This window comes from Aliiglaciecola sp., assembly GCF_039982535.1.
GTDB lineage: Bacteria > Pseudomonadota > Gammaproteobacteria > Enterobacterales > Alteromonadaceae > Aliiglaciecola.
On record NZ_JBDWYG010000033.1, the window covers coordinates 17657 to 41916 of the forward strand.

Here is a 24260-nt window from a genome sequence, read left to right on the forward strand (position 1 = left end):
TCAGTGTACAAGTGTACGCTCAGTGGGTAGACTTAAATACCCATTAATTTTGTGCAGAATCTAAAGTGAAACCCGTCCAACAAGTTAATACTTCCAATCAGGCTTATTCCGTTGAAGAAGAAGTCATGAATGTCGTCAGTCACGGTCTTGGCTTAATTTTCGCTGTGATTGGCCTAGTATATCTTGTCTTACGAAGTGACACAGTTACATCTATCACTTCAACTGCTGTTTATGGCGCTAGTTTAACCATTATGTTTTTGTCTTCCACCATTTATCATTGGGTGAGAGGTTCTCACGCTAAACAATTTTTTAAGTTGTTAGATCATAGTGCCATCTATTTACTGATAGCGGGCACTTACACGCCTATTTTGGCAGTGAGCATTGGTGGCTGGATCGGTTGGGTGTCTTTAAGCGTTATCTGGGCAATCGCAATATTTGGGGTGGTTTTTAAGTGTTTTGTACGCCACCGGTTCCCTAGAGTGTCTGTGATCACCTATTTGGTAATGGGCTGGTTGTCGATTATTTTAATTTACCCGTTATATCAGAGTTTGCCTGCCTACGGTTTATTGTTGTTGGTTGCTGGTGGTCTGTTTTTTAGTATTGGGGTGATTTTCTATGTTAAAAAACACTTAGCGTTTACCCATGCGATTTGGCATCTATTTGTCATCGCGGGTTGTGCTTGTCATTATTTCGCAATTTACTATTTTGTTATTTAGATTAAAGCATTTCCGTCTAACTTCAGTATAATTCAGGTAATTCATTTTAAGTACGGAATAGGTTTATGCTGTTACCTGATTTTTCACAATGTCGCATCCTAGTCGTGGGCGATGTCATGCTCGACCGATATTGGACTGGTCCTACAGGACGGATTTCACCAGAAGCGCCAGTGCCTGTAGTGGCAATACGCGATATCGAAGATAGACCTGGCGGAGCTGCAAACGTTGCAATGAATGTGGCCGCGTTGGGGGCAAAGGTGACATTGCTAGGAATGACAGGACAGGATGAGTCAGCACAGATTTTGCAGCGCTCGTTGAACTCATTGGGGGTTCTGTGTGATTTTTGCCAAATATCTGAATTTGATACTATTACCAAACTTCGCGTTTTAAGCCGAAACCAACAGTTAATTCGTCTGGATTTTGAAAAGAACTTTGCACAAGTCGATAAAACCCCATTACAAGAACGTTTTATTCAGCACCTTGAAAACGCAGACCTTGTTATCTTATCCGATTATGCCAAAGGAGCATTGAGCGACGTAAAAAACCTCATAGAGCTGGCTAAAAAGCATAATGTTCCAGTGGTTGTTGATCCTAAAGGGGATGATTTCAAAAAGTATTCTGGAGCAACCTTATTAACACCCAACATGGGGGAGTTCGAAGCTATAGTGGGCCCGTGTAATGATGAAAGTGTGTTAGTGGAAAAAGCTCAGCAATTGATCACTAACCTGGACTTAGATGCATTTTTACTGACACGTTCAGAAAATGGCATGACGTTACTGCAATCCGCTCAAGATGAAACTCACTTCCCCGCTAAAGCGAAGGAAGTGTATGACGTTACTGGCGCCGGCGATACTGTCATTTCAACTTTGTCAGTAGCGATTGCTGCAGGTTGTAGTTTTTCAGAAGCAAGTTTTCTAGCCAATACCGCAGCTAGTATTGTTGTTGGTAAGTTAGGAACATCCACAGTGAGTAGCTCAGAATTACGTCAAGCCGTGGAGAAAGTTGAGCATTATGGTCGAGGCGTAATGACACAACAACAGCTTTCTATTGCCGTTCAAAGCGCTAAACGGGGAGGCGATAAAATCGTTATGACCAATGGCTGCTTTGATATTCTCCATGCAGGTCATGTTTCATATTTAGAAAACGCAGCATCACTCGGTGATAAGTTAATTGTTGCCGTAAACTCCGATGAATCTGTTCGCGCGTTAAAAGGCTCAGGTAGACCAGTAAACAATGTTAATCGTCGCATGTCAGTTTTAGCTGGCTTAGCATCGGTATATTGGGTGGTTGAGTTTAATGAAGATACTCCGGAGCGATTGATTAGTGAATTGTTACCTGATGTACTCGTTAAAGGAGGCGACTATAAGGTTTCTGAAATTGCTGGTGGTAAACAAGTTATTGCCAACGGTGGGGAAGTGAAAGTGCTTAATTTTGAAGATGGTGTATCGACAACAAGTATTATTAATACCATTGTAAAATCTACGGATACTTAGTTAAGTATCCGTAAATTGTTAGTGTAGGTTTAAATCGCACTCATTATTTTATTTGGCTTGGAATAAATGCACGTCCCTTTGTGGGAAAGGAATGGTGATATCGTTCTCATCAAACGCGTATTTCACTTTTTCATGTAATCCGAAATGTACAGGCCAATAATCTTCACTTTTAACCCAACAACGGGTCAAAATATTTATCGAGCTATCAGCATGTGCAGATACATAAATCTCCATTTCTGGATCAGTTAAAATACGTTCGTCCGAGCTTATTACATCTTTTAATATCTGTTTTACTTTGCCAATATCATCATCGTAGCTGATCCCAAAAGTGACATCTACACGGCGATTTTCTTCACAAAACAAGTTTGTAACGCAACCATTAGACAGCAATGAATTAGGGATAACCACTCTTCTATTATCCAAAGTCAGCATAATAGTATTAAAAATTTGTATCTCTTTAACTGTTCCTAAATAACCCTGAGCTTCAATCACATCCCCAGACTTAAAAGGTTTAAATAATAATATCAGCACCCCGCCAGCGAAATTAGCTAAGCTGCCTTGAAGCGCAAGCCCTATAGCTAGACCAGCTGCGCCAAGCATGGCGATTAATGATGCTGTTTCCACTCCTATCATGGATGCAAATACTATTATCAACATTAATTTAAGAGTGACACTTATTATGCTGTGTAAAAACTTATTTAATGTTTCATCAACTTTAGCGCCAGCTAATGCTCTATCAATTCCTTTTAAAATGATGCCAATGACCCAAAAACCGACAACTAATACCACCAAGGCTAGTATGAGCTTTGGTCCGTAGGTCATCGATAACTCTATTCCTGTCTCAGTGATCATATCAATCGTATCTGAGCCATTTTGTATAGTTTCGTCCATTTTCTGTACCGTTTGATATTTTAATGAATCAAAAGTATGGCAAAATTTATGAACAAACGCTTAAGTTTTATTTTCATATATTGAAATTGGCCTAAGCACACTCAGAAATCTAGTCAATTTGTATAAAAAATTTGCGACTTGCAGCGCACCCCGCTAAGCTACTCACCTCAAATATAATCAGTATCTCAGGTAATTTTGCACTATGTATGAAAATTATTATGGACTCACGTCAAAGCCTTTCCAACTGACACCAGACCCGAGCTTCTTTTTTGCTAGTAAATGGCATAAAAGAGCGATGTCTTACCTTCAGTACGGCTTGTCGCAAGCAGAAGGATTTATCGTAATTACCGGAGATATTGGCACAGGTAAAACGACAATCGCTAATAGCCTTCTCGATAACATTGAAGATGATATTGTGGCAGCGCAAATTGTTACGCCAAAGTTATCTCCAGATGAATTGGTCAAAATGGTTGCCAGCAAATTCGAAGTCGGCACCCTAAACAAAACCAAGGCTGATATTCTTAAAGACTTGGAAGCGTACCTGTTTGATTTGCATAAATTGGGCAAACGGGCGTTATTAATTGTGGACGAGGCACAAAACTTACCTTTAGAAACCATTGAAGAGTTGCGCATGCTTTCGAACTTTCAGCAGCAAGGTAAACCACTATTACAGAGCTTTTTACTTGGTCAGGAAGAACTTCAGCCAATATTACGCGCTCCCAATATGGAGCAGTTTCGCCAGCGTATAGTAGCCTCATGTCACCTGGCACCTTTAAACGAAGGTGAGTGCAGAGAATATATCGAATATCGTTTAAAGCATGCTGGCTTGGAAAATGAGTCGTTATTCGCAGATGGTGCGTTCGACAAAATCTACCAATTTACTAATGGTGTGCCACGACGAATCAATACTCTAATGGATCGCATTCTGCTGTACGGTTTTTTAGAAGAGTTAACGTTATTAGATGAAAGCGCGGTTGATACTGTTACAGCTGAAGTAGCAGATGAAATGTTTCGACCAGAGGAGGGGACAGGTGCAACGCCTTTGCCCGCAGCGGGACAACCTCAACCTAAGGTTAATACTACTGAGCCGCAAACCGACGGTGGTGCAGATGTCATGTCAGAATTGACACCCGATGGCAGGGTTAAAGATGTGCAATATTACAAAACCATGCTGAATGAATTAACGGATGCATTAGACGACGCTATTAGCCATAAAATAAAGTTAACTCGCTATATAGACAATTTATTAAAGAAAAAATATAAAACCTATGTTCGCCTAAAATCTGATGATTAAAAACTAGACCTTAAATTAACACTAATTAATTGAATTAATTAACAAATTAGTTGAAACTAAGAGTAAGTTAGAAATAACAGTTAAATTAATTGGTTGAAAAATGAACTAATTGTGTGTATAGATCTCTAATAGCACAAGAGTATATATTTTACCGGAGTTTAAGGGGGAGTTATGAGACCGTTAAAAAGTTCAGGTAGTAGCGAAAGCAGATTTCATGAGCAATTCAGGAATAGAAGAAAAGCCTATTTTCACGGCAAATATAATAGAGAAATATTTACCGTGTTAATTGCTATATCTATTCTAAGTTGGATTTTGGATAGTGCTAAGGTTATTTAAAGCTGGTCTAATTCAGAAAGGTTTGTTAACTAACATATAATTTGCTAACAATTTTTCCGTGTTAAAAGCTAATGCATAACCAATGGCTATTAGCTGCTAATTTTGGTTCTTATCCCTATTGCTATCTCTTCACTCAAATATAAATCTGCAAGCTGTGTGAGCATCCATCTTTAAATGTTTTCATTTTAAACCTGCAGAATCAAATCAACGAAACTGCCATTTAAAATAATGTATAAACTACTTCGAAGGTGATACGGTCGGAGTCGTAATCTCTATTTTCTACAGGAGAACGACGAGTGGTATGTTGATAGCCTATTGTCGCGTTAAGATCGCGATTTAGCTTCCTAGTGTAATTAAGTGTTGCTGTAAAAACGTCATCATTGTCAGCACTTAATCTATCATCGTCTACGGTATTATCATAACTCGTAATTATAATAGAGCCGCTGAGGCTGGTTTTTCGATTTATTTGTAAACTTGAATCTAGGGATATTGTTTGTGTTTTTTGTTCTCTTGAGCCATCAATGTATTCTGTATTTGTATTTCTATACGTTAGGCTACTTTGTACTTTCCGAAAACTGTATCCAATATTGGTAGATAAGCTTTTTCTTATTATGTCGGACTCTGTAATATCAGGAATGATAAAATTAAAGTTAGAAAACTCTTCGCCTGGCTGCAGAACATAATCTATGGTTGCGGGTTGGAAACATTGAAGAATTTGGTCAGCACCAATAGGGCATACAAACGAACCTGTGACTGTATCTCCCGCAACTAAACGAGTATAGTTAGTAATGTTTTCTTCGTATGTTACTTGTGTTTGAAATTTTCTAATTTTATGAGTTAGATTTAAGTTTCCACTCTCCCCATAAAAACGTCTGCCATATTCACCAGCTATTGATGTACGAGAGGTAAAACGCCAATCAAATTTCAAACCTAAAAAGTTTTCTGATTCATCTTCATTTTCAGTAGAGCGATTGTAAGTTACATCTATAAAGCGTTGAGCAGACTGATACCACGACAACCCCACTCCATAACTGGTATAATTAAAATCACTGCTTACGTCAGAACCTCCACTTTCACTGCTCAATTCATTTCTTTCATTTTGCCCAGTAAAAACTAAGCTGAATTCATTTATTAAGCCTATACGAAAGTCTCCACTATATAGCTCCGACCTAGAATCATTAAAGCCTGAACCTAAAGTTTCATTATACGTACCGGATATATTCCAGTTAACACGTTTAACTTCATCACCTGAGTAAATTTGCGAAGTGACTGAAGTATTACTAGTGTCTAAATCACTATCTAAAAAAACCTGTCTATCACTTTTAACCTTAGAATAACTGCCTTCTACGGCCATTCTCACCCAGTCTCCTTGGGACAAACTAAAGTTAAATCCTGCCGAGTTGGTTTGTGTCTTTGAAAGCTCCTGACTACCATATAATTCATCGTTTACTAGTGCGTTTCCTGCGATAGTGTTGCGATACGACTGTGATCCTCTTGCCGTAAACGAAAGCACGTTATCAATAGCTGTGAGTCTGCCGTTGTAATTGAAACTAGTGAAGTTGTAATTTTGATCTAGGTTTAAATCTGTCGAGTCGCTGCTTGCATTGTTACTGACTTGCAGATATCGAACCGTAGCTGCCCCTTGAATTTTGTTGGCTTCGTAAGTCGCCCCCAAAGAGGGTTCAAAGGTGAATATATCAGAATCCCGTCGACTGAAGGCTTCTGAGTCAGATGAGTGTCTCACGTACGAAGAAGTAACATCAGAATTAAATTTGAGTTCGGCATTTGCTAATGATGAAAGTATTAGCGTTCCGGATGCAAAAACATAAACTAGTCTCAAAATTCTTCCCTACTACTTTTTATCGTCACTACCATAGTAATAACCGTAATATCCAGCGCCATCACTATTATTTTGCTTAGACTTGTTAAGTACAAATCCTTTTGCCATATCAGGATTTAGATGCTCAACAGCTTGGGATACTCTGTTTAACGAAGTTTTACCTTCTTGAACTACTACAACAGCCTGTCCGGCTAGGTTAGCCAAAATTGCAGTTTCATTAATACCCAATAGAGGAGGGCTATCAATGATTACAACACGGTCTGGGTAGCGGTTAGCAAACTCGCTAACAGACTCCAGCATTTTCTCACTGGCTAACAGTTCAGTTGACAGGTGGTGAGATTTTCCGGCAGGGATTATCCTAAGGGTATCTAAACTAGTGTGATGAATTACATCTGACAAATCATCTACTTCACCTAATAAGTATTCCATCAGGCCACTCTCGAAAGGTTGGTCAATGGTTTTCATAACACTAGGTCTTAAAACATCAGCATCCACTAACAAAACTGTCTTATCTTGCTCCAGAGCGATACTTAAGGCTAAATTAATAGCGGTGAAGGTTTTACCCTCATTTGGATTCGGACTGGTAACCATGACAATATTGGCGTTGCTCAAGGTTTTAGATAAAGGCCCAAACGCATTACTAAGAACTTTTCGTTTTATTGCCCGATATTCCTCGTTGATGGTGTTTCTACCCATATTCGAGACAAAACCTTCTTTTTGGATATGGGTCAAAGGAATAAACTTTTCTTTAGATGTTTCGTAAGAGAGCGTTTCTGGCTCTTCTGTTGAAATCACCGGCTCTTGTTTAACCTTTACTTGAGTTTCCATTCCACTAGGTTCGGGTTTTGTTACTTTCGCTGGCGTATCTGCACCACTGTCAGCAATTTCTTGTGCTTTTTCTTGCGCAGCTTCCAAAGTAGACTTCTCTGAACTTTCAGCCTTCAATTGCTTATTCTTTTGCAGTGCCTTTTCTATAGTACTCATATTAAATTCCCCAAAAGATAAATAGGCAATCTACCGTAGACAATATCGGCATAGACTAAACCAACGAAAATCAAAAATAATGCGAGACTAGATGCGCTGAATACCAACATTCTGCGTCTATCTACTTTAGCTATGGCCTTCGCATCAATATGAGATACTTTACCAAATACAGGAATACCAAAATTGCTTACCAGTTGACTTGGGCTTAATACAACAGGGTTGATCTGACTAACTAAAAATGCAATTCCAAGACCAGTACCAAATCCTACAAATAAAATCATTGAATAAAACAGAACACGATTAGGTCCAGACGGTTTAGTCGGTAAGGTGGGCGGATCTATGACTCTAAATTGCACATCATCGGATGTCGCTTCAGCCTTACGAGACAATTCTGCTTGCTCGCGTCTGCTAATTAACTCTAAATATTTTTCTTTAGTGATTTGGTAATCACGGTTTAGGCCCTGAGCTTCAGCTTCAATTTGTGGTACTAAATCCACAATTTTTTCTAACTCTGCTATTTTTGCTCTAATATTATCAGCCCTTACATTTAACTGTGATAATTGGCCTTCATACTGAGCAACAGACAGCTTTAACTCTTGATAAACAGGGTTTTGATTAATATTTCCAAATTGACTATATGAGCCAGTTTCTTCTGCAACGTCGCTTAAACTTTTAATATGAGCTTCACGCTCATCATATAAGTTTTCAAGTAAGTTTTTAGTTTTAACAACTTCGGGATGAATTTCCGTATATTGGATAAGTAGATCATCGATACTGCTTTCCAGTGCGGCAATACGATTATCATATTTTGTCGATATGGACGGAGCGACTCGTGAGTCTGGAGCAGCTAAACCGAAAACTGGAGCCTCACCAATCATTTGTGCTTTTGCGGCTTCTAATTGGGAGGTTAGTTCAAGAATACGTAATTCAGTTGATTGCAACTCACCGATTTGACGTTGCAATTGACTGTAATAATCGCGGCTTGAACCTGGAGCTCGGTCTATTCGACTGACCTTAAAGGCAGCTAATCGCTGTTCCGCCTCTTCAAGGCGCTGTTCGTATTCTTCAATTTGTCGGTTAATGAATTCTTCTGCGGAGTCACTACTCTGTCTATTGTTACCTAAGGAGTTTTCAACAAATTCATTAAGGGTAATTTGCACAATTTTCTGTGCTAGTTCAGGAGATTGAGAATTATATCTAATATTGTAAATATTCTGCTCAGCAGTACTGTTGAGCTTAATATCTCTACGCATGTTGTTTATTAGATCGTCCATTTCGGCTTGCGTGGTGACGGTAATATCTAAATCCGCTTCCCTTGCAATTTTTTCTAAATTGGGACGACTTAATAACGTTCGAGCGACAAGATTAACCTGCTCACTGGGATTGTTATAAACAGCTAAGCCTCTTAAAAGAGGACGCAACAAACTACTAGTGTCAACAAATAAACGTGCTGATGAAGCATATTGGTCTGGTAAATTAGCCACATATGCCCAACCGAGAGGGCATATTAGCCAAGTTGATATAATGATATAGCGTTTCTTTATCCAAACACCTTTAACATAGGTTTGGATTTGATCTATCGCTTCCTGAATTCCTAACATAGATACGTCTTCTTACCTTTAAATTATTAATTATTGCTAAGTGTCAAAGCCTAAAACCAAGCTTCTGGAATAATTAATATGTCACCGGGAAGTATGTCTACATTGTCTGAAATATTCCCTTCTTTGACCAGTGAGTCTAATCTCACTGAAAATTCCTTTTGTTCACCGTTAACGACTCTAATTAGTTTTGCACCGTCGCCATCTGCAAACTCAGTTAAACCACCAACCTGAATCATTAAATCTAATAATGTCATGTCTTCTGAGTAACTTATTGCTCTAGGTGATGAAGCTTCACCTACCACTCTAACTTGTTCGCTAAAAGGGCCGTTAAAGCCACTAACGCTCACTGTCACGATAGGATCTCGAATATATTTACCTAACTCTTGCTCTAAATCTCGCGCTAAAGCTGTTGGGGTTTTACCTGAAACGGGGATGTCTTCAACCAAAGATGTAGTAATCATACCATCTGGACGCACTAAAAATGATCCGGATACATCAGGGTTACGCCATACAAAGATTGAAAGGTTATCTCCTGGACCAATCAAATAGCTGTAGTCATCGATATTAGTGGTTAAAGATGCTCTTGTTGTTGCCTGAGGCAACGAACTGCCTGAGCTAGTACATGCATTTATTGCCGTAAATGCAGCTGCTGCAATCAGTAACTGAGCTATTCTACTTGCTTTCATATTATGTCTTTCCTATCCAAACAGAAACAAATGTAGCAAATCAGCCATTTACCCGAGCGTTTTAATCTCTATAATAGCTGACCAGAAAAGTTAGTCTATCTCAAATAATTCGTTTAGCATATGATAAATTTATCAAATAAATCCATAGGTAAGAGCTAATGGCAGCGACCAACAAACAAAATAAAAGGTCCAATGCTCTTGTTATAGCAGAAGCAGTGATCGTTTCATACTCAGCTTACTTAGCAAACTTTTTAGTTGTAAGTATTCTGGAAGTCGAGTCCCCGAGCTTTTTGAAGCTAGCGGCCAATATCTCTCTCATGACTTTTTTGGTCTTGGTGTCATCCCTTTCTGTTGGATTGTATGAAGCTAAATTAAGAGAAACCTTCCGCGGCATAATCAGACGGATTTTTGTCAGTTTAGCCTTGACGTATTTCGTGGTCGAGGTCATCACCAGTACCTTTATGGAAGAACTAAGGATGCACCCTTACTTCTTACCAGTCGCTTCAGGTGTGGTAATTCTATCTTTGGTGACATTTCGTTATTTTACAAATCGATTGGGACTATTAGGGCTAGGGCGGACTCGAATTGTGGTAATCGGTGCTGGTGAAAGAGCCTCTATTATTGAGAAGCGTATGCGTCGTGATGTCGATAGATTAGGCTTCGAATTATTAGGCTTTATTCCAATTCCAGGAGATAACCGCGAGGACGGTATTCGTAACGAGCGCCTAGTACACGTAAAAATTGACGATAATTTTCGTAACTACGTCATCGACAATGAAATAGATGAAATTATTATCGCTTGTGATCAGCGCAGAGGTACGCTGCCGATTGAAGTGCTATTTGATTGTAGGCTGCGTGGAGTAGAAATTACCGACTTACTTGATTTCATGGAACGGGAAACAGGTCAGATAGTAGTGAACCTGATGTATCCTAGTTGGGTGGTGTATTCAAACGGGTTCAATTCTCAAAACTATTTAAGAGATATTCTTGAATATGGCATTAATGCTTTTGTTGCTGTTTTTGTAATGCTGTTTACTTGGCCATTTATGCTGTTAACCGCCGTTATTATCTATTTGGATGATGGAAGACGAACAGGCACCTCGGTTTTCTATAAACAAGAACGTGTAGGTTTAAATGGCAAACTGTTTAAAATTATTAAGTTTCGCAGTATGCGTCCTGATGCTGAGAAAGACGGCGCGAAATGGGCGTCGGCAAATGATAACCGGGTAACTCGCATAGGTGCGTTTATACGTAAGTATCGTATTGATGAATTACCTCAGTTAATTAATGTGCTAAAAGGTGAAATGGCTTTCATTGGTCCGCGCCCAGAAAGACCACAGTTCGTTGAGCAATTAATCAGGGAAATTCCCTATTACAACCAGCGTCATAACGTGAAACCCGGTTTAGCGGGTTGGGCTCAACTTAATTATCCTTATGGTGCAAGTGTCGAAGATTCAATGGAAAAATTGAAATTTGACCTTTATTGCGTAAAACATCAAAGTTTGTTGTTAGATATGCTTATTTTTATCCGAACAGTTGAAGTAGTCTTGTTCGGAAAGGGACGATGAAGTGGTAAAAAATACAGCTCTAAATGCAATGACAGTTGATGTTGAAGATTTTTTTCACGTTTCTGCATTCGATTCAATTATCAAGCCAGAGGATTGGGATCAATACAAACCCCGTGTTGATGCTAATACCCGAAGATTGCTCGATGTGTTTGCTAAAGCTGATGTGAAATCGACATTTTTTGTGCTTGGCTGGGTTGCTGAACTTTACCCTCAACTTATAAAAGATATTCATGCCCAAGGTCATGAGATCGCCAGCCATGGATATGCGCATAGAAGAGCTTATCAGCAGACTCGTGAAGAATTAACGGCTGATATAATCCGCTCTAAAACCCATTTAGAAGATTTAATTGGTGAACCTGTTATTGGTTATCGTGCGCCAAGTTTTTCCATTGGTTACGACAACGAGTGGGCATTTGAAGTACTGGCAGAGCTTAAGTTTAAATATAGTTCTAGTACTTATCCGGTTAAACACGATTTGTATGGTACCCCTGACTGGCCGAGATTTGCCTATCAACGTCCAGAAAATATTATTGAGATTCCTATTCCAACCTTGAAACTAATGGGAAAGCAGGTTCCAATCGGTGGCGGTGGTTATTTTCGTTTATATCCTTATAAGATGACGCGAATGTTAGTTAACCGTTATTTGAATCAGGAAAAACAGCCTTATTCTTTTTATTTTCATCCTTGGGAAATTGATGGTGAGCAGCCTCGGTTGACTAACGCACCCTTAAAGTCGCGTTTTAGACACTATATAAATTTAGATAAAACTGAGGCAAAATTAGAGCGATTATTGGCTGATTTTAATTGGTCAACTATGAAAGATGTATATGGAGTAGCATAAGTGACGGACAACTACCAACTCTGTAGGTTAGGTGATGGCGCGCAAGAGTCGCAAAAATGGGACGATTTTGTAGATAGTATTGATACCGGCACTTTTTTCCACTTAACCGGTTGGAAGCGAGTGATTGAGTCAGTTTACGGCCATTCTTGTCATTATCTTTATGCCACATTAAACAATAATATTGTTGGTGTTCTTCCTTTAGTTGAACAGAAAAGTTTACTTTTTGGTCATGCTCTAATTTCTACCCCCTTTTGTGTTTACGGTGGTGTCGCGTCTAACTCAGATGATGCTACTTTGTTTTTAGAAAATGAAGCTATCGCCCTTGCCCATAAGTTGGGCGTTGACTATTTAGAAATGCGCTATCCATTTACGCGCAATAACCCAGAGTTGACTGAAAAATGTGCTCACTCTTCTTTTGGCTGGGAAATTGCTGATACACCAGAGGCAATTTTAGCTGGTATTAAAAAGAAGCAGAGAGCGGTGGTTAGGCACTCACTGAAAAATGAGCTTAATTTTCGGATCGAAGAAGATACCAAAACAGCCTACGATGTCTATTCTGAAAGTGTACGAAATCTAGGTACGCCAGTCTTTCCCAAAAAATACTTTGCATCATTAAAACAAGAGTTTGGTGATAATTGCGATGTATTAACCGTGGAAAAAGATCAAAAAGCGGTCTCATCGGTTCTCAGTTTTTATTACAAGAATCAAGTGCTACCTTTTTACGGTGGCGGATTATTTGATGCTAGAGCGTTAAAAAGCAATGACTTCATGTATTATCAGTTGATGTGTCATGCTCAAGAGAACAAGGAATGCACTTATTTCGACTTTGGTCGAAGTAAAGATGATTCTGGCGCATTCAAATACAAACGAACGTGGGGAATGGAGCCGGTCGCCCTGCATTATCAATTCCATTTGGTGAAAGCTGAAGCTTTACCTAATTTAAGTCCTAATAATCCTAAGTATCAGTTCTTTATCAAAATGTGGCAAAAGCTACCCGTTTGGTTAAGCCGACGTATCGGTCCCTTTCTATCCAAATTTTTGGGATAGAAGTGAATGACTAAGCCACCACTGCTGTTTTTGTGTCACCGTATTCCTTTTCCGCCCAACAAAGGTGACAAAATTCGATCGTTCAATATGCTCAAGGTATTAAGCCAACGGTTCGATATTTACTTAGGCAGTTTCGTTGATGACCCCTATGATTGGCAGTATGCGTCTAAGTTAGATAAATATTGCAAACAGGTGTTTTTACTCGGTCAAAATAAAACATGGTCTAAAGTAAAAGGACTAACGGCTTTTCTAACGGGGAAGTCCATTTCTGAACCCTATTATGCTAATGCTAAAATGCAACAATGGGTTGATAAAACCCTTCATCAACAAACCATTACTCAGGTATTTATATATTCTTCAGTGATGGCAATGTTCACCTCTGCTCATCATAAAACCATTCATCAAGTTGTTGATTATGTGGATGTCGACTCCGATAAATGGCGACAATACGCAGAAAATAAGTCTGGTATTGGCAGATGGGTTTACAATCGCGAACATCATAAATTACAAGCATTTGAAACTCAGGTATGTGAGCGCTCGCAACATGCTTTATTTGTATCTGATCCGGAAGCTGAATTATTCAAACAACAACTGCCTGCTAATCAATATAGAAAAGTTCAGGGCTTGTTAAATGGCGTTGATGTCGATTACTTTTCACCAAACTCAGAGATGGAAACAATCTCAGCGCAAATTGATGTGGTGTTCACTGGTGCAATGGATTATTGGGCCAACGTAGATGCAGTAATGTGGTTTGCTAAACATGTATGGCCTAGCATCCGAACACAATATCCTGAAGCCAATTTTTATGTGGTTGGGGGAAATCCAACTGCCCAAGTTCTAGCTTTAAACAATATAGATGGAATCGTGGTTACAGGTCGAGTGAAAGATGTTAGACCTTATATTCGTAACGCTAAAGTCTCTGTGGCCCCATTACAGATTGCCAGAGGTATTCAAAATAAAGTCTTAGAAGCGTTAGCAATGGCAAAACCTGTTGTTGCAACAAATATGGCGATTGAAGGCATTGATGCTAAGAATACGCATATAAAAGTGACTGATGATGCGGAGCAGTTTTGTTCAGCAGTTTGTTATTATTTAGAGTCGACAACTGAAGTGCCTGAGAGCCGTCAGTGGATTATGGACAATTTACAGTGGACTGCCACTATGAGCAAGTTACCTGCATTATTTAAGGTTTAATTATGACATTTTGGAAAAGTAGCATCTTCAAATATTTAATATCGATATTTATAGTCTGGGGGGCTGTTTTCTACGACAGCATAGCGTCAACTGTTGCCATCTGGACTCGCTCTGAAACTTTTACCCATTGTTTTATTATCCTGCCTATTTGTATCTACTTGATTAAACTCAAATGGACTAAATTAAACAACGCTAGTCTTCAACCATCATATATATCGTTAATCTTTGTTGTCGGGACTCTGTTTGTTTGGCTGTTTGGCAGTATGGCCCAGGTGTTAGTGATAGAGCAGTTAGCCAGTTTTGCTATGTTGCCTATGATGATTTGGTGCGTGATGGGTAACCAAGTTGCCCGAATAATGTTGTTTACATCGTTTTTCTGGTTATTCAGTGTGCCTGCTGGCGAGTTCTTAATTCCGCAATTACAGGAATTGACTGCAGATATAACTGTATTTGCGATTCAACTAACGGGTATCCCCGTTTTCCGCGAAGGGCTTTATATTGCTATTCCAGGTGGATTATTTGAAGTCGCTGTAGCTTGCTCGGGAATTCGTTATTTAATTGCGTCATTTACCTTAGGTACGTTGTTTGCGTATTTGAATTATAACGGCATTAAAAAACGCGCAATTTTTATCTTGTTTTCTATCTTCTTACCACTAATTGCTAATGGCATTCGAGCATACGGTATAGTTATGATTGCTCATCTGTCAGATATGGAGTACGCCACAGGTGTTGACCATCTTATTTACGGATGGTTATTTTTTGGCTTGGTGATTTTAATTATGTTTACGGTTGGTGGACGCTGGGCGGATCCTTTGCCGAAAGCTGAAAAATTAGAAAATGAATTTGGGCCTAAATACCCAGTTTCCTCAATTATTAAACCAGTAGGCGTATTAGTTGTTATTTTATCGCTGAGCATTACTTATAAGTCAGCTTTCGAAAATCCTGTGAGCCCTGTTAACCCTGACTTTGCTAAAGCTTTTAATTTAAAAGGAACAAGTAGCAATGCCACTTGGCTGCCAATTTTTCATAACCCAACGAGTGTCTACCGTGGCAGCAAAGATGGCGTTGAGTTTTATATAGCCTATTACAATGCAAATATTCAGGGACAAGAACTGATTAACGGCCGCAATAAGCTGTATAACATCGAGCAATGGTCAATTGTATCTGAAGATAGTAATCCAACTTATCGTTCAATGCAGATAATTGATAACTATGGAAATAAACGTTTATTAACCTATACCTATGTTTCTCCGTGGCGGGTGACACATAAATCCTTAGAGATTAAATTGGTACAGGCAATCCAAGCATTGTTAGGGCAGGCACAAAATGGTTATTTAATTGTGTTGTCAGTACCAGATAGTAAAAAAGAACAAACTAAGCAGGCGTTGGAAGAAATGTCTAAAGACATCTTTAGCGGTGATCTGCAATCAATACTGAGTGAAAGTAAAGGTGGATAAAACAAACTTCCACTGTACGCAAGGTTGACCAAAAGCAAATAGCATTAAGTGGGGAATAACGCCGATATGGATTTCAAGAAAACGCACATCATGCATATCATTTACCGGTTTGATACTGGTGGATTAGAAAATGGCGTGGTAAACCTGATAAACCGTTTAGATTCGCAAAAGTATCAGCATACTATTGTGACCTTAAAAGGTTATTCAGAGCTTTTTTGTCAGCGTATTGAAACCCAAAACGTTCAATTTTTTGATTTGGCCAAAAAAGATGGTAATGACATTAGTATCTTTTTTAAATTGCGTAAATTATTAAAACAACTCAAGCCAGATATCTTACATACCCGTAATACTGCAACTATTGAAAATCAATTAGTGGGATGGTGGTGCCGTGTGCCTTACCGTATACACGGTGAACACGGTTGGGATGTGAATGATATGCATGGTCAAAACAAAAAATATCAGATGCTTAGACGCTTTATGAAAACCTATATTCATAAATATGTGGCGTTATCTACCGAAGCCTTTGATTATCTGCGGGACACCATAGGTGTTTACGTTGGTGACATCAAACATATTTGTAACGGCGTAGATATTGATAAGTTTAGCCCTAAACAAGCTGATTTTAGCTTATATCCCGACAATTTCGTTACCGACAATATGCTGGTTTTTGGTACGGTTGGGCGTTTGGCTGAAGTCAAAAATCAACCCTTTTTAGTTGAAGCCTTTATTCGTTTAACCACACAGTTTCCCGAGCACAAAGATCGCCTTCGTTTAATCATTGTTGGTGATGGTGTGTTACTAGAAAAAATGCAAGCACGGGTAAATGAAGCCAAGTTGTCAGCACAGGTTTGGTTCGCTGGAAATCGTTCCGATGTGGCGCAATTGATGAACTGTATGGATATTTTTGTATTGCCTTCTTTAGCCGAGGGGATTTCTAACACCATACTTGAGGCATCGGCAAGCGGCTTACCTGTAATTGCGACCAATGTGGGCGGTAACCCTGAGTTGATTGCCACACAGATACAAAGCGGCCATTTAGTTGAAGTGAATAACGTCAACGAACTGGTTGAGGCAATGAGTCAATATGTTACTTCACCTGACTTAAAGCAAAAAAACAGCCTATTGGTAAGAAACCATTGCGTGGAAAACTTTAGTATAGATACAATGGTAGAGAAATATAATGAGCTTTATCAAACCTTTAGTAATTAAGGATTAACAAATGTGCGGAATAGCCGGTATTTTTCACCTATCAGATCAATCCCGTATTGATGCAGATTTGATTGCAAAGATGAATGATCGTCAAATTCATCGAGGACCCGATGCGGGGGACTATTTTTTCGACCCCGGTGTAGCCCTAGCACACAGACGCCTTTCGATTATTGATTTAGAAGGTAGCCCTCAGCCTATGTTAAGCGCTGATAAGCGGGCCTGTGTTGTGTTTAACGGTGAAATATATAACTTTAAAGAGTTACATAAAGAGCTTTCTGCAAAAGGTTATACATTCAATACCCACGGCGATACTGAAACTATTCTAAACGCTTGGTTAGAGTGGGGTGAAGATTGTGTGCACAAATTAAGAGGGATGTTTGCTTTTGCTATATGGGATCGGCAAAAAGAGTGTTTGTTTATTGCCCGTGATCGTCTAGGTATCAAACCATTTTTCTATAGTTTATTGCCCAGTGGCGAATTTATATTTGGTTCTGAATTAAAAGTCATTACCGCTCATCCTGCTTTTAATCGTGACCTTAGAAATACCACAATTGAAGACTATTTCAGCTTAGGGTACGTGCCTGAACCGAATACCATTTATCAAAATGCATTTAAGTTATCCCCAGGTCACACATTGATGCTGCATAAAGGTGATAAAGGTATAGCAGAACCGAAAGAATATTGGGATGTGCCACTTAATTATGAGCAGCCTATTGATCCAAAAGAAATAGACGAACAACTTATTGAGCGCCTAAAAGAAGCCGTCGATATTCGTATGGTAGCCGATGTGCCCTTAGGTTCATTTTTATCTGGTGGCGTAGATTCAAGTGCCGTGGTTGCTATGATGTCTCAGTTGCAATCGGATCCTGTCAATACTTGTGCCATCGGGTTTGATGTTAAAGAATTCAATGAAACAGAATATGCACAGTCAGTTGCAGACCGTTATCAAACTAACCATCGTGTTGAGGTGGTGGGGCAAGATGACTTCGACCTAGTCGATCAATTAGCCCATTTATACGATGAGCCCTACGCAGATAGTTCAGCCATTCCCACTTTTCGAGTCTGTGAACTTGCTAGAAAGCACGTCACTGTGGCGTTATCAGGTGATGGCGGTGATGAACTCTTTGCTGGTTATAGTCGCTACCGAATGCATCAGGGCGAAGAAAAAATCCGTAATTTATTACCCTTAGGATTACGCAAGCCAATCTTTGGTCCTTTAGGAAAGTTGTACCCTAAAGCTGATTGGGCACCTAAGTTTTTGCGCGCTAAAACTACCTTCCAGTCTATGGCTATGGATACCGTCGAAGGGTATCACAACACCATGAGTATTCTGCGTACGGGTGATAGAGCCAAGTTGTTTTCCGAAGATTATAAACGCAGCCTTAACGGCTATACCTCGCTGGAAATTTTTAGAAAATACGGTGACAAAGTTAAACATCTGGATGAAACCAAAATAGCCCAATATATAGATATGAAAACCTATTTGGTTGGGGATATTTTAACTAAAGTGGATAGGGCATCTATGGCCCATTCTTTAGAAGTCCGTGTGCCTATTATCGATCACAAATTTGTTGAATGGGCGTTTAATGTTCCCACCAATAAAAACCTTGCCAATGGGGTAGGGAAGCTGTCTTTTAAAAAGGCATTAGAACCTCATCTTCCCCACGATGTTCTTTATCGTAAAAAAATGGGATTTGCTGTGCCTTTAGCTAATTGGTTCAGAGGGCCTCTAAAAGAGCGACTCTATGAAGGTGTGCTATCTAAACAGATGACAGAGTCAGGTTATTTCAACAAATCTCAATTACAACGATTGATTAATGATCATATTTCAGGGCGACGAGACAACAGTGCGTCATTATGGACATTAATGATGTTTGAGTCGTTTTTACGTCAACAAAAGGCGCAGTAAGTCGTGAAAATAATGCACATTTTGGATCATTCTATTCCCTTGCATAGCGGATATACTTTTCGTACTCGCTCTATCTTGAATCAACAGCGTGCACGAGGCTGGGAAACCTGTCACGTCACGAGTGCAAAACAGGGTGTATGTGAAGCCGCTATTGAGGAAGTTGATGGTCTGAAGTTTTATCGAACAACTCCTCCTGATAGCCTTGCCAGTAAATTGCCGGTATTGAATCAATTGTCCTTAGTTAACCCGTTGCGGGATCGAATTTTAGAAGCGATTGAAATCGAAAAGCCTGATATTTTGCATGCTCATTCTCCAGCCCTAAACGGCTTGGCGGCAATCAAAGCGGCTAAAAAAACCGGCTTACCTTTAGTCTATGAAATTCGCGCATTTTGGGAAGATGCTGCCGTTGACCACGGTACCTGTAAAGAAGGGGATTTACGCTACCGCCTGACCCAAAAAATGGAAACTCACGTGGTACACAAAGCAGATGCTGTGACCACTATTTGTGAGGGACTTCGACAAGATCTGCTTGGTCGTGGCATTGCAGACAGCAAGATTACCGTTATACCAAATGCAGTGAATATTGAACAATTCAATATTATTACTCAGCGTAATCAATCCTTAGAAAAACAGTACAATTTGCATGACAAAGTGGTGTTAGGTTTTCTAGGATCTTTTTATGGTTATGAAGGCTTAGAGTTAATCGTTTCAGCTTTGCCCAAAATTCTTAAATCCATACCCAATGCCGTCTTTTTATTAGTCGGTGGCGGTCCTCAAGAACAGAATTTAAAAAATCAGATCAAGCAACTTGGTTTGCAAGATCATGTCATTATGCCCGGTCGCGTTCCCCATTCTGAAGTGGACAAATATTACAGTCTGGTAGATTTACTTATTTATCCTCGTAAGCCTATGCGTTTAACCGAACTAGTAACGCCCCTCAAGCCCTTGGAGGCTATGGCGCAAGGTAAACTGGTTCTGGCGTCTGATGTAGGTGGACACAAAGAACTTATTGAAGACGGTAAAACAGGTTGGTTGTTTGACAGTGGCAATATTGATGAATTAGCAAGTACCGCAGTGAAGGTGCTATCGAATCGAGGTTCTTGGCCTGAAATGGTTGAAAATGGTCGCAATTTTGTGATGCAAGTACGCAACTGGAAAAATTCCGTGGCAAATTATCAGTCCATCTATGAAAATTTACTGAGTAAATAGTCATGAAACGCCTTCGAATTGTCGTATTGAGTTCATTATTTCCTAACTCAGTACGAGCACAATCAGGTTTGTTTGTACGCGAAAGAATGTTTCGTGTAGCAGAGTATGCTGACATTGAAGTGATAAGCCCTGTTCCTTGGTTTCCTGGACAAGGTTTGATTAGGTTATTCAAACCTAATTATCGTCCTATGCCGGAAAAAAAGGAGATTCAACAGGGGATAACCGTTCATTTTCCCCGATTTTTATCTATTCCTAAGTTTTTTCGAAAGTTAGACGGTGCGATGATGGCGCGAGCGGCTTATAAAGTCGCTAAGCAATTAGAGCAACAGCAAACAATTGATATTCTTGATAGTCACTTTACGTATCCCGATGGTTTAGCTGCCACCAAAGTTGGCCATCGCCTAAATAAAAAAGTGACAATTACTCTACGTGGCACCGAGTTGTCTCATAGTAAAGATCCAGAAAAACTGAAGTTAATGTTACAAGCTTGGCAGGATGCCGACCACATGATTTGTGTGGCTAATTCATTGAAGCAACTTGCGGTCTCATTAGGGGCGCAAAAAGATAAATTCACTGTCGTGGGAAATGGCGTTGATACTCATAAGTTTTCGGCTATCGCGCCTAATCAGGCTCGACAACAAATGGGAATTGATGAAGATGCCAAGGTGCTGATTACGGTAGGTGGTTTAGTTAGGCGAAAAGGCTTCCACCGTGTCATTGACTGTCTTCCTGAATTATTAAAACGCTATCCTAAGCTTGTATATTTAATTGTTGGCGGCGCGAGTGCCGAGGGCAATATTGAAGCTGAACTGCGTGCTCAAGTTAAAAGCTTGAATTTAGAGGAGCATGTTAAGTTTTTAGGCTCTCTATCACAAGATAAACTCAGCGCCCCATTATCGTCTGCTGATTTGTTTGTACTTTCAACCGCCAATGAGGGATGGGCAAATGTTATTCTTGAAAGTATGGCCTGTGGTACGCCTGTTGTTGCTAGTGATGTAGGCGGTAATAGCGAAGTGATAAACAGTGACGATGTTGGCGAGATTGTACCATTTGATGACCATCCCGCATTGTTCGCGTCATTAAACAAAGGCTTAAACAAAGAGTGGGAGCGTCAGGCTATAATTGACTATGCCCAACAAAATCATTGGGACACCAGAATGGCTAAAATTATGGATATTTATAACAATTTAGTAAGTTCAAGGGAGCATTAGTGGATGTCTGGTCTATATACTCAAATCGTCTCAAAATTACTTTTTCCCTTACATGAAAGGCTTAAGAAGCACGATACCGTAAAAATTCGCAAGTCTTTAGAAAAGTCTCAATGGTTGGATCCAGAAACATTAAAGCAGCAGCAGTCACTTCGTTTGCAAAAATTCATGCAAACAGTCTACAAAAATGTGCCTTATTACCGTCAATTGTTTGATTCAGCGAACATCAGCCCTAATGACATCACCTGCGCTGAAGATTTAGTTAAGTTGCCATTTTTAGACAAAAGTAAGATTTCTGCTAACTTTGACCAACTAAAATCAGATGCAGCTGGCCCGTTAGCCCGGTTTAATACTGGTGGCTCAAGCGGCCAACCGCTAATATTTCTATTGGGTAATGAACGTGTGTCTCACGATGTCGCTGAAAAATGGCGTGCTACGCGCTGGTGGGATGTCGATATCGGTGATAAAGAAATCGTCGCTTGGGGCTCTCCCATTGAGCTAGGAGCGCAAGATAAAGTGCGCTTGATCCGCGACGGCCTGTTTCGTTCCGAATTAATTCCCGCATTTGATATGACAGAACAAAAGCTGTTGTCATTTTTGAAAACCATTCGAGATACTAAACCTAAAATGTTATTTGGTTATCCATCTGTATTTGATTTGTTGGCTAAAACTGCCAAACAGCAGGGTATGGAAATGAACAATTTAGGTATCAAGGTGGCTTTTGTTACGTCAGAAAGATTGTATCCATACCAACGAGAGAGTATTGAAGAGGTGTTTGGTTGCCCTGTAGCTAACGGCTATGGAGGCAGAGATGCTGGGTTTATTGCTCATCAATGCCCAGAAGGGGGCATGCACCTGTCTTACGAAGACATAGTGGTGGAGATTGTCGATACCCATGGTAATCCCCTTCCGCCTGGCCAATCGGGTGAAATTGTTGTGACACATATGGGCACATCTGAATTTCCATTTATTCGTTATCGTACCGGTGATATTGCTGTTATGTCGGATAAAAAATGTGCCTGCGGTCGTGGCCTACCAATGCTAGAATCTATCGAAGGGCGCAGCACAGATTTTGTCGTCGCGGCAGATGGCACGATTTTACATGGGCTTTCACTGATTTATATTTTACGAGATATAAAAAGTATTGAAGCTTTTAAAATCGTTCAGGAAACTAAGCAACATACCCACGTACAAGTAGTCTCAAAAACGGGTGAAGTTGATAAACAGACACAGAATATTATTGTTACTGGGATTCAAGCAAGACTTGGAGAAGAGGTATCTGTTACTGTAGAATCTTTAACCGAAATTGCACCGGAAAAATCGGGCAAATATCGATATGTCATAAGTAAAGTGAGCGTAACATGATAGATAGTTTGTATCTTATGGCTGATATTGCAGCTATTTGTTATATGTTTTGGTGGTCCAGCATGCAGGACGATGATTAATGCGTGATCTGCTCCTTGTTGGCTTCCTTTTTGTTGCCATTTATTACAGTTTTAAACGTCCTTATATAGGTACGGCTGCATGGGTGTGGATTGCTCTAACAGCGCCTGCAAAATGGGCTTTCGGTTTTTCCAGTCACTTTCGTTTGAATTTAACCATAGTGGTTATCACCGCGCTTTCATACATCATCGTCCAAAAATATAAACAATGGAAATTTAATGGACTAACCTTTTGGATGTTGATTTTTGCAATATGGACATTAATTTCTACTGCAACAAATCAAACCTCTTACTCCGCTTATGTTTGGGATTACTGGAATCAATTTATAAAAGTCATTTTACTGTTTTTATTTATTACGTTGACTATTTATAAAAGATTACATTTTAACACTATGGTTTGGGCTATAGTTTTGGCTATTTCCTCTTTTGCTGCAATGGAAGCCGTAAAATTCATGTTATCTGGAGGTAGTCATAGAATCGTCGGTAAAGCCGGTATTATACGGGATAGAAATGACCTGGCGGTTGCTATTAATATGTGTATTCCACTGGTTATTTATTTAATCTCAGTGACTGAGAATTTTTTAATAAAACGTGGTTTGAAAATCATTTTAGTACTAAACATATTGGCTATTATCGGAACATATTCTCGAGGCGGGTTTATTGGTTTAGTTATTCTAGGCGCGGCATTCTGGTGGACGTCTAAACGCAAGGTGCTATACGGTGTTGTTGCAGCAATCATTATCCCGTTATTTTTTGCATTTGCGCCAGGGGAGTGGAAAGAGCGACAAAATACTGTGTCCACAGCAGCAAGTGAAGATGGCTCGTTTATTGGTCGGTTGTGGGCTTGGAAAATTTCCACTCTGATTGCACTTGATTACCCAATGACTGGTGGGGGCTTCCACGCAGTTAAAAACCAACCACTTTGGCGCTACTACGCACCTATGACGCCACATTTTGGTCCAATTGAAACGCCTCCTATTCCACCTACTCTCGGAGCGAAGGCGGCTCATAATATTTACATGCAGGTGTTAGGTGACCATGGTTTTGGCGGCTTATTTATTTTTATGATGATACTATTAGGTACCCTCAGGCTTAATTTTAAAAATAAAAAGTGGGCCGAACAAAACGAGCAGGTTTGGTTAGTTAATTTAAGTAAAGCTCTAACGCTCACGCTTGTTGGTTATTGTATTACCGGCGGGAATGTGAGTTTGGCTTACTTTGATTTATTTTATACCATAGTGGGTATAGTGTGTGCGATTTCTATTCATATTGTGAATCCCAAGAAAGTGATAGAAAATCATGCTCTTGGAAGACAACCTATTAAGCAAATATAAG

General features: G+C 39.7%; 19 protein-coding genes. 14 read left to right on the forward strand and 5 right to left on the reverse strand.

All coding sequences use genetic code 11. From position 1 onward, the window contains the following. Nucleotides 1-65: 65 nt before the first annotated feature. Both ABJV04_RS07345 and hldE read left to right on the forward strand, forming a co-directional pair. Nucleotides 66-716, forward strand: a complete 651-nt coding sequence (locus ABJV04_RS07345; protein WP_348490731.1) for a hemolysin III family protein — start codon at nucleotides 66-68, stop codon at nucleotides 714-716. 65 nt (nucleotides 717-781) lie between these two features. Continuing rightward, complete coding sequence (gene hldE, locus ABJV04_RS07350) at nucleotides 782-2209, forward strand: bifunctional D-glycero-beta-D-manno-heptose-7-phosphate kinase/D-glycero-beta-D-manno-heptose 1-phosphate adenylyltransferase HldE (RefSeq protein WP_348490733.1); 1428 nt, start codon at nucleotides 782-784, stop codon at nucleotides 2207-2209. A gap of 48 nt (nucleotides 2210-2257) precedes the next feature. Here the strand turns inward: hldE and ABJV04_RS07355 are convergent, their stop codons facing one another. Then, entirely contained in the window at nucleotides 2258-3100 is an 843-nt protein-coding gene (locus tag ABJV04_RS07355; RefSeq protein WP_348490735.1) for a mechanosensitive ion channel domain-containing protein, read from the reverse strand. A gap of 202 nt (nucleotides 3101-3302) precedes the next feature. Here ABJV04_RS07355 and ABJV04_RS07360 point away from each other — a divergent pair, with 202 nt between their 5' ends. Beyond that, on the forward strand, nucleotides 3303-4394 hold the full coding sequence (locus ABJV04_RS07360) for an XrtA/PEP-CTERM system-associated ATPase (RefSeq protein ID WP_348490736.1): 1092 nt from the start codon (nucleotides 3303-3305) through the stop codon (nucleotides 4392-4394). Between the two features lie 556 nt (nucleotides 4395-4950). Here ABJV04_RS07360 and ABJV04_RS07365 read toward each other — a convergent pair. The 4 genes from ABJV04_RS07365 to ABJV04_RS07380 are packed head-to-tail and all read right to left on the reverse strand — an operon-like array spanning nucleotide 4951 to nucleotide 9841. Further along, complete coding sequence (locus tag ABJV04_RS07365) at nucleotides 4951-6570, reverse strand: hypothetical protein (protein WP_348490737.1); 1620 nt, start codon at nucleotides 6568-6570, stop codon at nucleotides 4951-4953. 12 nt (nucleotides 6571-6582) lie between these two features. Then, nucleotides 6583-7554 (reverse strand): XrtA-associated tyrosine autokinase, encoded by a 972-nt coding sequence (locus tag ABJV04_RS07370; RefSeq protein WP_348490739.1) that lies wholly within the window; start codon nucleotides 7552-7554, stop codon nucleotides 6583-6585. After that, on the reverse strand, nucleotides 7551-9155 hold the full coding sequence (locus tag ABJV04_RS07375) for an XrtA system polysaccharide chain length determinant (RefSeq protein ID WP_348490740.1): 1605 nt from the start codon (nucleotides 9153-9155) through the stop codon (nucleotides 7551-7553). The genes ABJV04_RS07370 and ABJV04_RS07375 overlap by 4 nt, the downstream gene beginning before the upstream one ends. 50 nt (nucleotides 9156-9205) lie before the next feature. Then, on the reverse strand, nucleotides 9206-9841 hold the full coding sequence (locus tag ABJV04_RS07380; RefSeq protein WP_348490741.1) for an XrtA/PEP-CTERM system exopolysaccharide export protein: 636 nt from the start codon (nucleotides 9839-9841) through the stop codon (nucleotides 9206-9208). A 158-nt stretch (nucleotides 9842-9999) separates the two neighbouring features. On the opposite strand from ABJV04_RS07380, the gene ABJV04_RS07385 reads away from it, so the two are divergent. From ABJV04_RS07385 to ABJV04_RS07435, 11 genes are all read left to right on the forward strand, one after another. Next, nucleotides 10000-11409, forward strand: coding sequence for a TIGR03013 family XrtA/PEP-CTERM system glycosyltransferase (locus ABJV04_RS07385; protein ID WP_348490743.1), 1410 nt, complete (start codon nucleotides 10000-10002; stop codon nucleotides 11407-11409). Nucleotides 11410-11437: 28 nt separating this feature from the next. Then, complete coding sequence (locus tag ABJV04_RS07390) at nucleotides 11438-12250, forward strand: XrtA system polysaccharide deacetylase (RefSeq protein ID WP_348491036.1); 813 nt, start codon at nucleotides 11438-11440, stop codon at nucleotides 12248-12250. Beyond that, nucleotides 12251-13297 (forward strand): FemAB family XrtA/PEP-CTERM system-associated protein, encoded by a 1047-nt coding sequence (locus ABJV04_RS07395; RefSeq protein ID WP_348490745.1) that lies wholly within the window; start codon nucleotides 12251-12253, stop codon nucleotides 13295-13297. It abuts the gene before it with no gap. 6 nt (nucleotides 13298-13303) lie between these two features. After that, nucleotides 13304-14491 carry a TIGR03087 family PEP-CTERM/XrtA system glycosyltransferase gene (locus tag ABJV04_RS07400; protein WP_348490747.1) on the forward strand — a complete coding sequence of 396 codons (1188 nt, stop codon included), beginning with the start codon at nucleotides 13304-13306 and terminating at the stop codon, nucleotides 14489-14491. 2 nt (nucleotides 14492-14493) lie between these two features. Further along, nucleotides 14494-15948, forward strand: a complete 1455-nt coding sequence (gene xrtA / locus ABJV04_RS07405; protein WP_348490748.1) for an exosortase A — start codon at nucleotides 14494-14496, stop codon at nucleotides 15946-15948. A gap of 66 nt (nucleotides 15949-16014) precedes the next feature. Next, the gene (locus ABJV04_RS07410) at nucleotides 16015-17157 is read left to right on the forward strand and encodes a TIGR03088 family PEP-CTERM/XrtA system glycosyltransferase (protein WP_348490750.1); all 1143 of its coding nucleotides are present in this window, start codon (nucleotides 16015-16017) and stop codon (nucleotides 17155-17157) included. Nucleotides 17158-17167: 10 nt separating this feature from the next. Beyond that, entirely contained in the window at nucleotides 17168-19066 is a 1899-nt protein-coding gene (locus ABJV04_RS07415; protein WP_348490752.1) for an XrtA/PEP-CTERM system amidotransferase, read from the forward strand. A 12-nt stretch (nucleotides 19067-19078) separates the two neighbouring features. Further along, nucleotides 19079-20275 carry a TIGR04063 family PEP-CTERM/XrtA system glycosyltransferase gene (locus ABJV04_RS07420; protein WP_348491037.1) on the forward strand — a complete coding sequence of 399 codons (1197 nt, stop codon included), beginning with the start codon at nucleotides 19079-19081 and terminating at the stop codon, nucleotides 20273-20275. Between the two features lie 2 nt (nucleotides 20276-20277). Further along, nucleotides 20278-21486, forward strand: coding sequence for a glycosyltransferase (locus ABJV04_RS07425; protein WP_348490753.1), 1209 nt, complete (start codon nucleotides 20278-20280; stop codon nucleotides 21484-21486). A 3-nt stretch (nucleotides 21487-21489) separates the two neighbouring features. Further along, complete coding sequence (locus ABJV04_RS07430; RefSeq protein ID WP_348490755.1) at nucleotides 21490-22848, forward strand: AMP-binding protein; 1359 nt, start codon at nucleotides 21490-21492, stop codon at nucleotides 22846-22848. Nucleotides 22849-22927: 79 nt separating this feature from the next. Further along, complete coding sequence (locus ABJV04_RS07435) at nucleotides 22928-24259, forward strand: putative O-glycosylation ligase, exosortase A system-associated (RefSeq protein ID WP_348490757.1); 1332 nt, start codon at nucleotides 22928-22930, stop codon at nucleotides 24257-24259. Nucleotide 24260: the final 1 nt, after the last annotated feature.